Here is a 15,193-nt window from a genome sequence, read left to right on the forward strand (position 1 = left end):
TGCCGTTGGGCCAGGTTTGCTGACCCACGGGAATGCATTTATGAAGTCGGGTTTAGGATGATTTTCTCACGCGCAGATACCATTCGCACAGCAGACGAACCTGCTTGCGGGTATAGCCTTTTTCCATCATACGGTCGACGAAATCATCATGTTTTTTCTGTTCATCCGTGGACGTTTTGGCATTGAACGAAATAACCGGCAGCAGTTCCTCGGTATTCGAGAACATTTTCTTCTCGATTACCGTGCGCAGTTTTTCATAGCTGGTCCAGTTTGGATTACGCCCGCTGTTGTGGGCACGGGCACGCAGCACAAAGTTGACGATTTCGTTACGGAAGTCTTTCGGATTGCTGATCCCGGCAGGCTTCTCGATTTTTTCCAGCTCCGCATTCAGCGATTCGCGGTCGAACAGCTGGCCGGTATCCGGGTCGCGGTATTCCTGATCCTGGATCCAGAAATCGGCATAGGTTACGTAGCGGTCAAAGATATTCTGACCGTACTCTGAATAAGATTCCAGGTAGGCGGTCTGGATCTCTTTGCCAATAAACTCGGCATATTTCGGGATCAGATAGCCTTTCAGGTGCTCAAGGTATTTTTCGGCTAAATCCTGCGGGAACTGTTCGCGTTCGATCTGCTGCTCCAGCACGTAGAACAGATGCACCGGGTTGGCGGCAACTTCGGTATGATTGAAGTTAAACACGCGGGACAGGATTTTAAAGGCGAAGCGGGTGGATAAACCGTTCATCCCTTCATCGACCCCGGCGTAATCACGGTATTCCTGGTAGGATTTAGCTTTTGGATCGGTATCTTTCAGGCTTTCGCCGTCATAGACGCGCATTTTCGAGTAGGTGCTGGAGTTTTCCGGCTCTTTCAGGCGAGAAAGAATGGAGAAGCGCGCCAGCGTTTCCAGCGTGCCTGGCGCGCATGGCGCGTGCGTCAGCTCACTGTGGTCAAGCAGCTTGTCGTAGATCTTGATCTCTTCCGACACGCGCAGGCAGTAAGGCACCTTGACGATATAAACACGGTCAAGAAACGCCTCGTTGTTTTTGTTATTACGGAAGGTCACCCATTCTGATTCGTTGGAGTGCGCCAGAATAATGCCGTTGAAAGGCAGGGCGGAAATCCCTTCGGTACCGTTATAGTTACCTTCCTGGGTCGCGGTCAGTAAAGGATGCAGCACCTTGATTGGCGCTTTAAACATCTCTACGAATTCCATAATCCCTTGGTTAGCCCGGCACAGCGCGCCAGAATAGCCATAGGCGTCCGGATCGTTCTGTGCGTGGTTCTCCAGTTTACGGATATCTACTTTACCTACCAGCGCGGAAATATCCTGGTTGTTTTCATCGCCCGGTTCGGTTTTGGCAATGGCGAGCTGTTCCAGAATCGACGGCCAGACTTTTACAACTTTAAAGCGGGAGATATCGCCGCCAAACTCATGCAGCCGTTTGGCCGCCCAGGGCGACATAATGGTGCCGAGGTAACGCCGCGGCACGCCGTACTCTTTTTCAAGGATATTGGCGTCTTCCTGCGGGTTAAACAGGCACAGCGGATGATCGTTGACCGGGCTACGTTCGCCGTCGGCGCTGAGCACGTAAATGGGTACGCGCTGCATCAAAGATTTCAGACGCTCGGCAAGCGAAGATTTACCGCCGCCCACCGGGCCCAGCAGATAGAGGATCTGTTTCTTCTCTTCCAGCCCCTGCGCGGCATGCTTCAGATAAGAAACGATTTGCTCAATCGCTTCCTCCATGCCGTAAAACTCCTCAAAGGCGGGATAGCGTGCAATGACGCGATTGGAAAACAGTCGGGAAAGGCGTGGCTCCTGAGCAGTATCGACCATTATTGGCTCACCAATAGCCATTAATAGCCTTTCTGCCGCGTTGGCGTATGCACTACGATCTTGCCGGCAAACGGTAAGAAATTCCTGCAGTGTGAACTCTTCGTCCTTGGCAGCTTCATAACGCTGACGATAGTGATCGAATATATTCATAGCGATGCCCGTCCTTTCGTTTTTAGCACAGGTACCAGGAGCCTAATGAGGGAAAGCCCCTGAAGGAACTTATAATGAGTACAGCAACCCTTATGCCAACCTGACTTCTAATCGGGATACACAACAAAGATGGTTACTCTGCTCTTCAAACTTAGCGTCTTTGATTAAAGCTTAGTTGGCATTCAGGAAATTTCCTGAACCTCCTCGCATTTCTGATGCAATTTCAATAACAAAGTCAGAATTGATCTTAGCGCTGCCCCTTGCCTGATGCGGGCTGGCGGGATTTTGTAAATAAGCACGCCTGGTATCTTCAGGCGCTGGCAGCGTTAAAGTTGATTCTGCGTGCGGCAGAATCTTTAAAATTTTAAACAAATGATGTAACACTGATAAACTCACTCTGCTGATTGTTATATTTATGGAATGAATTAATTGTGAACTATTTCAAAGTTAGCGCGCTTGCCGCGCTTTTACCCGTTTGTTTTACCGCTGGCGTAGCTCATGCTAATCCGTTAACGCTTGGCGCCTCGGTGATTTACAGCCAAAGCCCTTACAAAGGTGGTGACGATCGTTATTACCCGGTACCGGTCATTAACTATGAAGGCGACAGCTTTTATGTGCGCAGCCTGACGGCGGGCTACTACCTCTGGAAAGATTCACAGGATCAGCTGTCGCTGACGGTGTTGGGCTCGCCGCAGAACTTCGATCCCGATGATACCGACAATAAACAGCTGAAAGCGCTGGATAAGCGTCATATGACGCTGATGGGCGGCCTGGCTTATCGCCATACGGCTGACTGGGGTACGATCAGGACGGTGCTGGCTGGCGATATGCTGGATAACAGCGACGGCTATATCTGGGATCTGACTTATCTCTACAGCTTCCACTTCGGCGATTTCAGCCTGACGCCGGGCATCGGCGCGCTCTACAGCAGCGAAAACCAGAACGATTACTATTATGGCGTTTCTAAGAATGAATCGCGCCGTAGCGGATTGCGCAGCTACGAGGCCGACGACAGCTGGAACCCTTACCTGGAGCTGACGGCTGCCTGGTCGATTAATCAGAGCTGGAACGCCACGGTTGCCGGTCGCTATACGCGCCTGAGCGACGAGGTCAAAGACAGCCCGATGGTGGACAAAGATTCTCAGGTCAGCGTCTGGACCGGCATCAGCTACACCTTTTAATTAAGGCTGCATCATAAAAGGGCGCTCAGCGCCCTTTTGCATCATGATGGCGATCTGAAACAGTGCAGGAGGGCATGATGACCAAAACCGTAACTTTCTCCGACCAGAGCGTACCGGCTATCGGCCAGGGAACCTGGTATATGGGCGAGGAAAGCAGCAAGCGAGGCCAGGAAGTCGCGGCATTGCAGGCCGGCCTTGAGCACGGGCTGAAGCTGATTGATACCGCTGAAATGTATGCGGACGGCGGCGCGGAAGAGGTGGTAGGCGAAGCGCTGCGCGGCCGTCGCGACAGCGCCTGGCTGGTTTCAAAAGTTTATCCGTGGAACGCGGGCGTAGTGGATGCCGTAGAAGCCTGCGAACGCAGCTTACGTCGTCTGCAAACTGACTATCTCGATCTTTATCTTCTCCACTGGCGCGGCACTGTTCCGCTGGAAGAAACCATCACGGCGATGGAAAAGCTACAGCAGGCAGGCAAAATTCGACGCTGGGGCGTGTCAAATTTTGACAGTAGCGACTTAAAAGAACTGCTGGCCGAAGAGGGGGGCAACGCCTGCGCGGCTAATCAGGTGCTTTACCATCTGGCTTCGCGCGGCATTGAGTATGATTTATTGCCGGACTGCCAGCAGCATGCGATCCCGGTAATGGCCTATTGCCCTTTGGCGCAGGCTGGCCGACTGCGGCACGATTTGCTGACCCATCCTGTTCTGAACAATATTGCACAACAAAAGGGCATTACGACGGCGCAGCTGCTGCTGGCCTGGGTTATTCGCAAAGAAGACGTGATGGCGATCCCTAAAGCCAGTTCGCTGCAGCACGTGGCTGAAAACGCCGCCGCGCTGGAAGTTGTGTTAAGCAATGAGGAGCTGGCGTTAATCAACGAAGCTTTCCCGCCGCCCAATCGCAAAATGCCGCTGGACGTGGTGTAGAACCGCAGGCGGGCATTGGGCCCGCCGTCTTCACTAAGCGCGTTTACGCACTTTAATCGTGGTTGCCAGCCGGGCCGGAGACTCGCCCGCGCTGACCATGGGCTGCGTCACGTGAGCCGTTTCCACGCATACCATGCTTTTATAGCCTTCGTTTGCCATATCGCTCATGCTGCACGAAAGCGCCGGGCCGGGATTCCAGGTGACAACGTCACTATGATAGTGATGATAAACTTCTATGATCCTGTTACCCGCCGTATCGTGGATAGTGCTGCAATCTTCCGGCTGGGTAAATATGCGATCGACGCGGTCAGGATAGGTTTGCCTGCCGTTTTCGGCACGGCCTTCAGCATTCTCTTTTACCTTATCGATATAAGGCTGACCCAGTCCGCTCACCTCTACGCCCGCGATATCCTCAACGGCAAAGTAAGTGTGCAGGGCACCGGTGGCCTCAAAGTCGCCGTGCGCTTCCAGCTCAATTTCACAGCGATCGCTGAAGCGGAAACGGGCAAACAGCGTAAAATCGTGCGGCCAGAATTTTTTCGTCTGCTCGCTGCTTTCCAGCGTCAGCGTCAGCATCACGCTTTCTTCGTTCTCGTCGTGCGCCGACAGCGTCCAGGGCAGCGAGCGGGCAAAGCCGTGCGCCGGTTCGCCGGCCGGCCCAAACCATGGCCAGCAGACGGGCACGCCGCCGCGAATGGCTTTGCCAGACGTCCACGCCGTTTTCTCACTCAGCCAGATAACCGGTTTCTCGCCGCTGGGCTGCCAGGCAACCAGCTGCGCGCCCTGAAGCGTCACCGCCGCGCGCACCTTCGGATGCGCGATAACTACTACGGGCAGCTCGCCCATTAAGCGCAGTGAAATATAGGGCGTGATTTGGTCGGCTACGGGCAGCGAAAAAAGTTTTTCGTTCATCGGAGCTCCTGTTATTCAGCGAAAAAAAAGGGCGACCGCAGTCGCCCTCAGAATCAGCTAATCGCGATTATTTTGCGATATGTGCGATCAGATCCAGAACCTTGTTAGAGTAACCGGTTTCGTTATCGTACCAGGAAACCAGCTTAACAAAGGTGTCGCTCAGTGCGATACCGGCTTTAGCATCGAATACGGAAGTCAGGGTTTCGCCGTTGAAATCGGTAGAAACCACTTCGTCTTCGGTATAGCCCAGGATGCCTTTCAGCTCGCCTTCAGCCGCTGCCTTGATAGCTTCACAAATTTCTTTGTAAGAAGCAGGCTTAGCCAGACGCGCGGTCAGGTCAACCACGGAAACGTTAGGAGTAGGTACGCGGAAAGCCATACCGGTCAGTTTGCCGTTCAGCTCAGGGATCACTTTACCTACCGCTTTAGCTGCGCCGGTAGAAGATGGGATGATGTTCTGAGATGCGCCACGGCCGCCGCGCCAGTCTTTGTGAGACGGGCCGTCAACGGTTTTCTGGGTAGCGGTGGTAGCGTGAACGGTGGTCATCAGCGCTTCAACGATGCCGAACTTGTCGTTGATAACTTTTGCCAGCGGTGCCAGGCAGTTGGTGGTGCAGGATGCGTTAGACACGATTTCCTGGCCAGCATACGCCTTGTGGTTAACACCCATAACGAACATTGGGGTGTCATCTTTGGAAGGACCGGTCAGAACAACTTTCTTCGCGCCAGCCTGGATGTGTTTACGAGCGGTTTCGTCGGTCAGGAAGATACCTGTTGCTTCGGCAACCACGTCAACACCGACTTCGTCCCACTTCAGGTTAGCTGGATCTCTTTCAGCGGTAACACGGATGGTTTTGCCGTTAACAACCAGATGGCCATCTTTAACTTCTACGGTGCCGTCGAAACGACCGTGAGTAGAGTCATACTTCAGCATGTAAGCCATGTACTCGGCGTCCAGCAGATCGTTGATTGCAACGATTTCTACGTCAGAACGCTGCTGAGCAGCACGGAAAACGATGCGACCGATGCGGCCAAAACCGTTGATACCTACTTTGATAGTCATATATTCCACCAGCTGTTGTTAGTGAATAAAAGGTTGGCTGTAAAATTACAAAAACCTTATCAGGCGTCAAGCGGAATCGCTTCAATAGTTGCGACAAATCAAACCCTGGAGCAGGAATAATTGCCTGAAAACGCCTTCCGCGACGAGCGTCTTACCTTTAGTTTGGGGCATTCGGCCCGAATATAAAGGGGTCGGGATTTTAAAGGGTGATCCAGGTCACAATTTCATTGCCTGCTTACTTTCAGACTCCGCCTGAGCATGAAAAATCCCCTGACGTTGTTATGCATTTGTTAGAATGTAGAAATCTTCAGACCACTTTGCCAGAGATACCTGATATGGCCGAACGCCCACTGAAACCTGAAACCGATCTAAACGAAATGCAGCGCTACGTCACTCAGCAGCGCGGGACAGAGCCGCCGTACTCCGGCAAGCTGCTGCATAACAAGCACGAAGGGATTTATCACTGCCTCGTTTGCAACTCGCCGCTGTTTCTGTCCGGCACCAAGTATGATTCCGGCTGCGGCTGGCCGAGTTTTTATCAGCCCTACAGCGATGACGCCATCCGCTATCTGGAAGATGACTCGCACGGGATGCAGCGAATCGAGATCCGTTGCGGTACCTGCGATGCCCATCTGGGGCACGTTTTTCCCGACGGCCCTCAGCCGACAGGCGAGCGCTACTGCGTCAATTCCGCTTCATTAAGTTTCACCGATGAAGATGGCACTCAGATTAAAGGATAGACGTTATGGAGCTGGATGAGATCATTGCTGCCATGACGCCCGAGGTTTATCAGCGTCTGGCTACGGCGGTAGAAACCGGTAAATGGGCCGACGGCGTGGCCCTGACACCGGAGCAGAAAGAGAATAGCCTGCAGCTGGTGATGCTATGGCAGGCGCGTCACAACGACGAGCCGCAGCATATGAGCGTGGGCAAGGGCGGCGAGATGGTGACCAAAAGCAAGAAACAGCTGAAAGAGGAATTTGGCATCGATGACGACATCACGCCTATCAGGCTGCACTAACATCGTTTGATATCGTGATAAAGCTCGGCTACGTATTGATAACCGGGCGAGCAGGCCCTCTTAGCCTGGTGACTAAAAGCTGCATGGATGCGACGCCGAACGAGGCAGCGTCTGCGGCGCGGTTTAAATAATGACTGCGCCTTTAGCCGCCATTTCTGCCAGCGCGATTTCACTGTCCTGCGGTGACAGGTTTACGCCCCGACAGCCTGCGGCGACGACCTGAACCTGATAACCGAGCGCCAGCGCGTCCAGCACGCTGTATTTTACACAGTAGTCCGTCGCCAGGCCCATCATCGTCAGGCTGGTGACGCCCCGACTTTTCAGCCAGCTATCCAGCCTTGTTTTGTTGCGGTGGCCGTTATCGAAAAATGCGCTATAGCTGTCGATAAGCGGCTGCTCGCCTTTATAAATCTGTGTGGTCAGATAGCGCCGATCCAGCTCAGGGTGCAGCTCTGCGCCTGCGCTATGCTGCACGCAATGATCCGGCCACCCTATTTGCGGCAGGCCGTCCAGTTCGCCCAGCGTGCCCACCGATTGCCCCGACACTGACGCAAAGCTGCCGTGGTTAGCCGGATGCCAGTCCAGCGTTGCCACCACCGGCCGCTGAAGCCGATGAAATTCTGCCGCATATTGGTTAGCGACGGCGAGTGTGCTGTCGCCGTCCTTCACGGCCAGCGCGCCGCCGGGGCAAAAATCATTTTGCAGATCGATCAGGATCAGGGCCTGGTTCATGCTTATCTCACTTTTCGTCAGGAGTCAGCTCACCGCGCAAATTCACCTGCATTTGCTGGCGAACTTCATCGCTGGAAAGGTTCTGGCTGAGCAGGAAGTGCAGCTTGGTCAGCGTTGCCTCCACGGTCATATCGTAGCCGCTTACCACGCCCGCCAGCGCCAGCGCGTTCCCCGTCGCATAGCCGCCCATGTTTACCTTGCCGGACATACATTGCGTCAGGTTCACCACGACAATGCCGCGATCGGAAGCTTCTTGCAGCTCTTTCAGGAAAGCCGGATTCTGCGGCGCATTGCCAACCCCATAGGAGCGCAGGATCAGCGCTTTTACCGGCTGGCGCAGGAAGTTGCTCACCACGTCGGCAGAAATTCCCGGATAGATCGTGACAACGCCGACAGGCTGAGGCGTAATCGAGCGCACAATGAGCGGTCCCTGGCCGCCAGGAGCCGGAGGCGTGTTCAGACGACGAATATGGATACCCGCTTCCAGCAGGGGCGCCAGGTTAGGCGAGGCAAAAGCGTTAAAGCCGTCGGCATGGGCTTTAGTAGTGCGGTTACCGCGATAAAGCTGATTATTGAAGAAAAGGGCGACTTCATTAATAGGATAGTTAGCCGCGACAAACAGCGAATTAAGCAGGTTTTGCTGACCGTCGGAACGCAGCTCCGCCAGCGGGATCTGTGACCCTGTCACAATTACCGGCTTGGCCAGGTTTTCCAGCATAAAAGAGAGCGCGGAGGCGGTAAACGCCATGGTATCGGTGCCGTGCAGGATCACGAAACCGTCGTAATTATCATAATTAGCCTGAATATCATCCGCAATCGTTTGCCAGTCCTGCGGCGTCATATCGGAAGAGTCGATCAGCGGCTGGTACTCGTGAATAGTAAAATCCGGCATTTCGGCACGATGGAATTCCGGCATCTTCGCCAGCTGATTTTGCAGATGACCAGAAACGGGCACATAGCCATGCTCGGAACGCTGCATCCCGATGGTGCCGCCGGTATAGGCTACATAGATGGATTTTTTTTGCATGTGATTACTCAGGCTTGAAAAAGAGGGCAGTATAAGGGGAAAAACCGGGAAAAGCAGCCCGACCAGCGGGCTGCTTTCGGCTTATTTGACCTGGCTACAGGTCAGGCAGAACGCATAGCGATTCTGCGGGTCGTTCAGGTTGTCGAGCAGGCCCGGCTGATTTTTCATCGCGGCCATTACGTCATACATTGGCGCAGGCAGATACGCTTGCAGCGCCTCGGGCAGCGCCGCACGTGTGGAAGCGTCCATCTGGCTGAACAGCAGATCCATAAAGCCCGGCTCATCCTGATACCAGTTCAGCTGGTATTGCTTGAGATGCGCCAGCTCCGCCGCCTTCGCCACCGCGTCGTCGAAGTCGCCCAACGCGTCGACCAGGCCATTGCTTTTGGCGTCGCTGCCTGTCCAGACGTGGCCCTGAGCGATTTGATCGATCTGCTCCGGCGTTTTGCCCCGCGAGCTGGCTACCAGACCCAGGAAGTTTTTATAGCCGTTTTCAATGCTCAGCTGCATCAGCTGCTGCACTTCCGACGGCAGTGCTTTGGTCGTCGTCACGTCCGCCAGCGGCGAAGTCGCCACGCCGTCGGTATGGACGCCAATCGCATCCAGCGAGTTTTCAACCGTATTGATCACCCCGAAGATACCGATAGAGCCGGTCAGCGTGCTCGGGCTGGCAATAATGTAATTCGCCGGCGTAGAGATCCAGTAGCCGCCGGAAGCCGCCATACCGCCCATCGACACCACCACCGGCTTGCCTGCCGCTTTGGCCGCCGCCAGCTCCTCACGAATGGTTTCAGACGCGCTGACGCTGCCGCCAGGGCTGTTGACGCGCAGAATAATCGCCTTGACCTTGTCATCCAGGCGCGCCTTGCGAATAGCCAGCGCGGTGGTATCGCCGCCGACGTTGCCCGGCGTTTCCTCGCCGTCCATGATCGCGCCGTTAGCCATGATGACGGCAATATTGCCGTTGGCCACCGGTTTGTCCTTCAGCGGGTAATCGTAGATGCTGGTGCCGTTAAAGTCCTGCGCCTGCTTGTCCCAGCTGAAAACTTTGCCCAGCTGCGCATCCACGACTGAACGAGAAGCCAGTTCATCCACCAGTTTGTTATCTTTTGCATAGCGCGCGGTATCGCCGCCTACTTTCTGCAGGCCATCAAGCACGCCCTGTGCGCCCGGGAACAGCTGCTGCGGCGTTACCTGGCGATTGGCAGCGACAGTATTAAGATAGTTTTGCCACAGCTCGCCAATCCAGCGGCTGTCCGCATCACGCGCGGCAGGCGACATATCATCGCGCAGGAAAGGCTCTACCGCCGACTTATAGGTGCCGACGCGGAAAACATGCGAGCTGACCTTCAGCTTGTCCAGCAGCGTTTTGTAGTAAAGCCCGTTGGTGGCGAAACCGTGTAAATCGACCGTGCCCTGCGGCGACAGATAGATCTTATTGGCGAAGCTGGCGAGGTAGTATTGCGCCTGGCTGTAGCTGTCGCCCGTGGCGTAAATCTGTTTGCCGCTGTCGCGGAATTCGCGCAGCGCTTTGCCCATATAGCTCAGCGAGGGCTGATCGGCCCCGGCGAAATCGCGCAGATCGAGCACCATGCCGGTAATATTGGCATCGCTTTTCGCCTGGCGAATCGCGTCCACGACGTCAAACAGCGAATTCTCTTTCAGCCGATCGCTGCTGGTGCCAAGCAGCTGGCGGCCAATCTTGCTGAGCTTATTGCTGACCGAAGGCTTGTCGACAATCACACCGGCAAGGTCGACCACCAGCGCGCCTTTCTGCGTTTCCACAGGCGCGGATGATTTGGTGAACTGAAAATAGACCACGGCGCAGATCAAAATCAGCAGCACCAGGAAAAGATTAAGAATAAATTCCCGAATAAAATTCAGCAGGCGCCAGGCCCATTTAAAAACGCCAGCGATCGCTCGCCACAAAGTGCGCATAGTCTCTCCATAATCGCGATAATAAACCCGGAAAATCGACGGAAACCAGCCCGTGCCGGGTCGGGATGGTGACATCCTAAAGAGCAGGGGCAAACTTGTCAGCAGGAAAAAGCGGAATGCTGTAACAAATCATCATCCTGTGCTAGCTTCAGCTGCTCAGCATTCTTATCAGGAGTAAGTTATGGACGCACTGGATCTGGTAGTCAACCGTCGTTCCGCCTCACGTTTAAGCGAACCTGCGCCCGCCGGAGAAGCGCTGGAAAATATCATCCGCGCCGGGATGCGCGCGCCCGATCACGGCACGCTGCAACCGTGGCGTTTTATTGTTGTAGAGAACGAAGGACGCGACCGCTTCAGCCAGCTGCTGGAAAAAGCCGCGCGTGACGACAATATGGAGCCGAAAGCGATTGAGAAGGCTAAGCAGTCGCCGTTTCGCGCGCCGATGATTATCACCGTGGTGGCCCATTGTGAAGAGCACCATAAGGTGCCGCGTTGGGAACAGGTGGTGTCCGCCGGCTGCGCGGTGATGGCGATGCAGATGGCGGCCGTGGCGCAAGGTTTTAACGGCATCTGGCGTAGTGGCGCCTGGACCGAGCATCAGGCCGTGCGCGAGGCGTTTAACTGCCGCGAGCAGGACGCCATCGTCGGCTTTCTTTATTTAGGCACGCCGCAGTTGAAATCCTCCACCACGCTTGTTCCGCCCGATACAACGCCTTTTGTCAGCTATTTCTGACAGATTGTCACCTTCAAAAAAGGCAGAATAGTCGCCTGACCGTCATTTTGCCGGGATAATAAGCGAACGGACGGTGAAACGCTTATCACCGTCTGTTGAAAACGCTACCATCTACCCACTGTTATCCCCTGAAGGAAGCCATCGCCGGATGCGTTTGTTTATTGCCGAAAAACCCAGCCTCGCTCGCGCGATTGCGGACGTTCTACCCAAGCCGCATCGTCGGGGCGACGGCTATATCGCCTGCGGCAGCGATGATGTAGTGACCTGGTGCGTCGGTCACCTGCTGGAGCAGGCGCAGCCCGACAGCTACGATAGCCGCTATGCGCGCTGGTCGCTGGCCGACCTGCCTATCGTGCCGGAAAAATGGCGCCTCCAGCCGCGTCCTTCCGTAGCAAAGCAGCTTAACGTCATTAAAACGCTGTTGGAGAAAGCCAGCGACGTGGTACACGCGGGCGACCCGGACAGAGAAGGGCAGCTGCTGGTGGACGAAGTACTGGACTATCTGGCGCTGCCGCCGCAGAAGCGCGAGCGGGTACAGCGCTGCCTGATCAACGATCTGAACCCACAGGCCGTTTCAAGGGCGATAGATCGTCTGCGGGAGAACCGCGAATTTATCCCTCTGTGCGTATCGGCGCTGGCGCGGGCGCGGGCGGACTGGCTTTACGGCATCAATATGACCCGCGCCTATACGCTGCTGGGCCGTAATGCCGGTTACGATGGCGTGCTGTCGGTCGGGCGCGTGCAGACGCCGGTGCTTGGGCTGGTGGTACGGCGCGATGAAGAGATCGAGAATTTCGTGCCGAAAGATTTCTTCGAGGTAAAGGCGCATATCGTCACGCCGAAGGATGAGCGCTTTGTCGCTACCTGGCAGCCGAGCGAAGCCTGCGAGCCGCATCAGGATGAAGAGGGACGGCTGCTTAATCGCCAGCTCGCCGAGCACGTAGTCGCGCGTATCGGCGGCCAGCCAGCGCACGTGACCAGCTATAACGACAAGCGCGAGAACGACACCGCGCCGCTGCCTTTCTCGCTTTCTTCTTTACAGATAGAAGCGGCTAGGCGCTTTGGCCTGAGCGCGCAAACGGTGCTGGATACCTGTCAGAAGCTTTATGAAACGCATAAGCTCATCACCTATCCGCGTTCGGACAGCCGCTATCTGCCCGATGAGCATTTTGCCGGCAGGCATGCGGTGCTCAACGCCATCAATGCGCATCAGCCAGAACTCACGCCGCCAGCCGATTTTGACAGCGATCGCCGCAACCGCTGCTGGGATGATAAGAAAGTGGATGCGCACCACGCTATTATTCCTACGGCGCGCAGCGGGCAGGTCAGGCTGACGGAAAACGAAGCGAATATCTATCGCCTGATCGCCACGCAGTATCTGATGCAGTTCTGTCCCGATGCCATTTACCGTAAATGCGTGATCGAGCTGGACATCGCGGGCGGGAAATTTATCGCCAAAGCGCGCTTTCTTGCCGAAGCGGGCTGGCGCGCGCTGCTGGGCAGCAAAGAGCGGGACGAGGAAAACGACGGCACGCCGCTGCCCGTAGTGGCGAAAGGCGATGAGCTATTGTGCGAAAGCGGAGAGGTGGTCAGCAAGCAGACTCAGCCGCCTCGTGCCTTTACCGATGCCACGTTGTTATCGGCCATGACCGGCATTGCGCGATTTGTTCAGGATAAAGATCTAAAGAAAGTGCTGCGTGCGACCGATGGTTTAGGAACAGAGGCGACGCGCGCCGGGATTATCGAACTGCTGTTTAAACGCGCTTTCCTGATTAAGAAAGGGCGTTACATCAATGCGACTCCCGCCGGGCGCGCGCTGATCCACTCGCTGCCGGAAATGGCGGCGCGTCCGGATATGACCGCCCAGTGGGAATCCACGCTGACCAAAATCAGTGAGAAGCAGTGTCGCTACCAGGACTTTATGCAGCCGCTGGTGGGGACGCTCTATACTCTGATCGATCAGGCGCGACAGCAGCCCGCTGCGCACGCGTTCCGTGGCCTTCCATCACCGGCGGGTAACCGTAAAAAGCCGCAGCGTAAGGCGGCGAAAGCGAAGGGGAATTAAGCGATGAAAAGCATTTTAGTCACGGTCGCGCTGCTGTTTTGTGCTCCGCTGTATGCGGCAGGCGGCATGCATCTCAGCACCGGCCACGACGATTATGAGCAGGAACCACCGCAGGGCGGCGGCGGCAATGCCGATGTGATGGTGGATATGCCGCCGGAAGCGTGGACGCAGGGGCAGAACAATCAGCCGCCGTGCCTGCGCTGCTGTACCTATCAAAATCGCAGCTATACGGAAGGTTCGGTAGTGAAGATGGAAGGGGTGCTGTTGCAGTGCAGCCGCGATGAAAAATCTTACGGCACCAATAATCTGATTTGGCAGACCATTAAGTAATCTGTGCGAGCCAGGCGGCCAGCAAGGGAATATCCGCTGGCGCCAGCTCGTAACGCATTGCTTCCTGCGGCAAACACCAGGCGAGCGCCTGATGACAGTTAAGCCCGGGTTCACCGGTAAAGGCTTCTACCAGCCAGGCGTGCAGATGGATCTGCCGCCCGCTGACTTCCCGGCTTTCGCTGACGATATAGCCACCGATAGCGGCCTCAATGCCCAGCTCCTCTTTCAGTTCCCTTTGCAGCGCCTGAGGCTGGCTTTCGCCTGCCTCCACTTTGCCGCCCGGAAACTCCCACAGGCCGGCCTGATCGCCATGCGGGCCGCGCTGCGCCAGCAAAATTTTCCCCTGACGCACAATCAGCGCGGCCACTACGTCAAGCCGTTCAGCCGCCATCAGAAGCGGAATTCGGCCCAGACGGGCGCGTGGTCGGAAGGCTTTTCCATGCTGCGGATATCGTAATCAATGCCGGTTGCTACGCAGCGCTCGGCCAGCGGCTGGCTTGCCAGCAGCAGATCGATACGCAGGCCCCGGTTGTCATCGAAGCCCTTAGAACGGTAATCGAACCACGAGAAGCGATCGTTGATGTCAGAATTCTGCGCGCGCCAGGTATCGACCAGGCCCCAGTTCAGCAGGCGATCCATCCATTCCCGCTCTTCCGGCAGGAAGGAACATTTGCCGGTGCGCAGCCAGCGCTTGCGGCTCTCTTCGCCGATACCAATATCCAGATCGGTCGTGCTGATATTCATATCGCCCATAATCAGTACAGGATTACCGGGCTGGTGCTCCTGCTCCAGATAGCTTTGCAGATCGCGGTAAAACTTCTCTTTTGCCGGGAATTTTGTCGCATGATCGCGGCTCTCGCCCTGAGGGAAGTAGCCGTTGATCACGGTAATATTGCCGATTGGGCTGGCGATATCCGCCATAATCAGGCGGCACTGCGCATCCTCATCGTCACCGGGAAAACCGCGACGTACCGCTACCGGCTCGCTTTTAGTCAGCAGCGCGACGCCGTAGTGGCCTTTCTGTCCGTGGTAAAACACGTGGTAGCCCAGGCTGGCGACTTCTTCGAGCGGAAACATGTCATCGTGGACTTTGGTTTCCTGTAGCCCGATGACGTCCGGCTGGTGCTGCTCGACGAGCGCGGCAAGCTGATGAGGGCGGGCGCGCAGCCCGTTGATATTAAAAGAGACGAATTTCATAACTGCACCCGGTGGCGGGAAAAAAGATGTGCGGATGGTAGCAGAATCGGGCGCGGGCTGTCATTAACGCGCTTTTACTCT

The 15,193-nt window shown here is 55.7% G+C and carries 16 protein-coding genes; 7 read left to right on the plus strand and 9 right to left on the minus strand.

The window, feature by feature from the left end:
• Positions 1 to 52: 52 nt before the first annotated feature.
• Positions 53 to 1,987 carry a protein kinase YeaG gene (gene yeaG / locus QZH36_RS00915; protein ID WP_301729467.1) on the minus strand — a complete coding sequence of 645 codons (1,935 nt, stop codon included), beginning with the start codon at positions 1,985 to 1,987 and terminating at the stop codon, positions 53 to 55.
• A 171-nt stretch (positions 1,988 to 2,158) separates the two neighbouring features.
• A complete protein-coding gene (locus tag QZH36_RS00920) occupies positions 2,159 to 2,371 on the minus strand; it encodes a hypothetical protein (RefSeq protein WP_253453740.1) in 213 nt (70 codons plus the stop codon).
• Between the two features lie 47 nt (positions 2,372 to 2,418).
• On the opposite strand from QZH36_RS00920, the gene QZH36_RS00925 reads away from it, so the two are divergent.
• Together QZH36_RS00925 and QZH36_RS00930 are read left to right on the plus strand one after the other, a co-directional pair.
• Positions 2,419 to 3,168 (plus strand): MipA/OmpV family protein, encoded by a 750-nt coding sequence (locus QZH36_RS00925; RefSeq protein WP_253453742.1) that lies wholly within the window; start codon positions 2,419 to 2,421, stop codon positions 3,166 to 3,168.
• Between the two features lie 77 nt (positions 3,169 to 3,245).
• On the plus strand, positions 3,246 to 4,094 hold the full coding sequence (locus QZH36_RS00930; RefSeq protein WP_301729468.1) for an aldo/keto reductase: 849 nt from the start codon (positions 3,246 to 3,248) through the stop codon (positions 4,092 to 4,094).
• A gap of 33 nt (positions 4,095 to 4,127) precedes the next feature.
• On the opposite strand, the gene QZH36_RS00935 is transcribed toward QZH36_RS00930, so the two are convergent.
• Together QZH36_RS00935 and gapA are read right to left on the minus strand one after the other, a co-directional pair.
• On the minus strand, positions 4,128 to 5,006 hold the full coding sequence (locus QZH36_RS00935) for a D-hexose-6-phosphate mutarotase (protein ID WP_301729469.1): 879 nt from the start codon (positions 5,004 to 5,006) through the stop codon (positions 4,128 to 4,130).
• 67 nt (positions 5,007 to 5,073) lie between these two features.
• Complete coding sequence (gene gapA / locus QZH36_RS00940) at positions 5,074 to 6,069, minus strand: glyceraldehyde-3-phosphate dehydrogenase (RefSeq protein ID WP_199746355.1); 996 nt, start codon at positions 6,067 to 6,069, stop codon at positions 5,074 to 5,076.
• A 335-nt stretch (positions 6,070 to 6,404) separates the two neighbouring features.
• Here gapA and msrB point away from each other — a divergent pair, with 335 nt between their 5' ends.
• Entirely contained in the window at positions 6,405 to 6,809 is a 405-nt protein-coding gene (msrB, locus tag QZH36_RS00945; protein WP_125287764.1) for a peptide-methionine (R)-S-oxide reductase MsrB, read from the plus strand.
• Between the two features lie 5 nt (positions 6,810 to 6,814).
• On the plus strand, positions 6,815 to 7,090 hold the full coding sequence (locus QZH36_RS00950; protein ID WP_253453748.1) for a YeaC family protein: 276 nt from the start codon (positions 6,815 to 6,817) through the stop codon (positions 7,088 to 7,090).
• A 123-nt stretch (positions 7,091 to 7,213) separates the two neighbouring features.
• Here QZH36_RS00950 and pncA read toward each other — a convergent pair whose 3' ends face one another.
• From pncA to sppA, 3 genes are all read right to left on the minus strand, one after another.
• A complete protein-coding gene (gene pncA / locus QZH36_RS00955; RefSeq protein WP_253453750.1) occupies positions 7,214 to 7,822 on the minus strand; it encodes a bifunctional nicotinamidase/pyrazinamidase in 609 nt (202 codons plus the stop codon).
• 7 nt (positions 7,823 to 7,829) lie between these two features.
• Positions 7,830 to 8,849 (minus strand): asparaginase, encoded by a 1,020-nt coding sequence (gene ansA / locus QZH36_RS00960; protein ID WP_253453753.1) that lies wholly within the window; start codon positions 8,847 to 8,849, stop codon positions 7,830 to 7,832.
• 81 nt (positions 8,850 to 8,930) lie between these two features.
• Positions 8,931 to 10,787 (minus strand): signal peptide peptidase SppA, encoded by a 1,857-nt coding sequence (sppA, locus tag QZH36_RS00965; protein ID WP_301729470.1) that lies wholly within the window; start codon positions 10,785 to 10,787, stop codon positions 8,931 to 8,933.
• 181 nt (positions 10,788 to 10,968) lie between these two features.
• On the opposite strand from sppA, the gene QZH36_RS00970 reads away from it, so the two are divergent.
• The 3 genes from QZH36_RS00970 (at position 10,969) to QZH36_RS00980 (ending at position 13,915) form a co-directional block, all read left to right on the plus strand.
• Positions 10,969 to 11,520: an NAD(P)H nitroreductase gene (locus QZH36_RS00970; RefSeq protein WP_301252746.1), complete on the plus strand. Its 552-nt coding sequence runs from the start codon at positions 10,969 to 10,971 to the stop codon at positions 11,518 to 11,520.
• Between the two features lie 148 nt (positions 11,521 to 11,668).
• A complete protein-coding gene (locus QZH36_RS00975; protein ID WP_253453760.1) occupies positions 11,669 to 13,585 on the plus strand; it encodes a DNA topoisomerase III in 1,917 nt (638 codons plus the stop codon).
• 66 nt (positions 13,586 to 13,651) lie between these two features.
• Entirely contained in the window at positions 13,652 to 13,915 is a 264-nt protein-coding gene (locus QZH36_RS00980) for a YnjH family protein (RefSeq protein WP_445235115.1), read from the plus strand.
• Here QZH36_RS00980 and QZH36_RS00985 read toward each other — a convergent pair.
• Both QZH36_RS00985 and xthA read right to left on the minus strand, forming a co-directional pair.
• Positions 13,908 to 14,306 carry a pyrimidine (deoxy)nucleoside triphosphate diphosphatase gene (locus QZH36_RS00985; RefSeq protein ID WP_301729472.1) on the minus strand — a complete coding sequence of 133 codons (399 nt, stop codon included), beginning with the start codon at positions 14,304 to 14,306 and terminating at the stop codon, positions 13,908 to 13,910. The two genes, QZH36_RS00980 and QZH36_RS00985, sit on opposite strands and share 8 nt — an antisense overlap.
• Positions 14,306 to 15,112, minus strand: coding sequence for an exodeoxyribonuclease III (xthA, locus tag QZH36_RS00990; protein WP_301729473.1), 807 nt, complete (start codon positions 15,110 to 15,112; stop codon positions 14,306 to 14,308). The genes QZH36_RS00985 and xthA overlap by 1 nt, the downstream gene beginning before the upstream one ends.
• Positions 15,113 to 15,193 lie beyond the last annotated feature (81 nt).

The sequence above is a fragment of the Erwinia wuhanensis genome (assembly GCF_030484085.1).
GTDB lineage: Bacteria > Pseudomonadota > Gammaproteobacteria > Enterobacterales > Enterobacteriaceae > Erwinia > Erwinia aeris.

Excerpts from the sequence above, each read along its gene's own strand:
- yeaG (WP_301729467.1), bottom strand. The coding sequence starts at position 1,987 with ATGAATATATTCGATCACTATCGTCAGCGTTATGAAGCTGCCAAGGAC.
- QZH36_RS00930 (WP_301729468.1), top strand. The coding sequence starts at position 3,246 with ATGACCAAAACCGTAACTTTCTCCGACCAGAGCGTACCGGCTATCGGC.
- QZH36_RS00935 (WP_301729469.1), bottom strand. The coding sequence starts at position 5,006 with ATGAACGAAAAACTTTTTTCGCTGCCCGTAGCCGACCAAATCACGCCC.
- gapA (WP_199746355.1), bottom strand. The coding sequence starts at position 6,069 with ATGACTATCAAAGTAGGTATCAACGGTTTTGGCCGCATCGGTCGCATC.
- msrB (WP_125287764.1), top strand. The coding sequence starts at position 6,405 with ATGGCCGAACGCCCACTGAAACCTGAAACCGATCTAAACGAAATGCAG.
- QZH36_RS00950 (WP_253453748.1), top strand. The coding sequence starts at position 6,815 with ATGGAGCTGGATGAGATCATTGCTGCCATGACGCCCGAGGTTTATCAG.
- pncA (WP_253453750.1), bottom strand. The coding sequence starts at position 7,822 with ATGAACCAGGCCCTGATCCTGATCGATCTGCAAAATGATTTTTGCCCC.
- ansA (WP_253453753.1), bottom strand. The coding sequence starts at position 8,849 with ATGCAAAAAAAATCCATCTATGTAGCCTATACCGGCGGCACCATCGGG.
- sppA (WP_301729470.1), bottom strand. The coding sequence starts at position 10,787 with ATGCGCACTTTGTGGCGAGCGATCGCTGGCGTTTTTAAATGGGCCTGG.
- QZH36_RS00970 (WP_301252746.1), top strand. The coding sequence starts at position 10,969 with ATGGACGCACTGGATCTGGTAGTCAACCGTCGTTCCGCCTCACGTTTA.
- QZH36_RS00975 (WP_253453760.1), top strand. The coding sequence starts at position 11,669 with ATGCGTTTGTTTATTGCCGAAAAACCCAGCCTCGCTCGCGCGATTGCG.
- QZH36_RS00980 (WP_445235115.1), top strand. The coding sequence starts at position 13,652 with ATGCATCTCAGCACCGGCCACGACGATTATGAGCAGGAACCACCGCAG.
- QZH36_RS00985 (WP_301729472.1), bottom strand. The coding sequence starts at position 14,306 with ATGGCGGCTGAACGGCTTGACGTAGTGGCCGCGCTGATTGTGCGTCAG.
- xthA (WP_301729473.1), bottom strand. The coding sequence starts at position 15,112 with ATGAAATTCGTCTCTTTTAATATCAACGGGCTGCGCGCCCGCCCTCAT.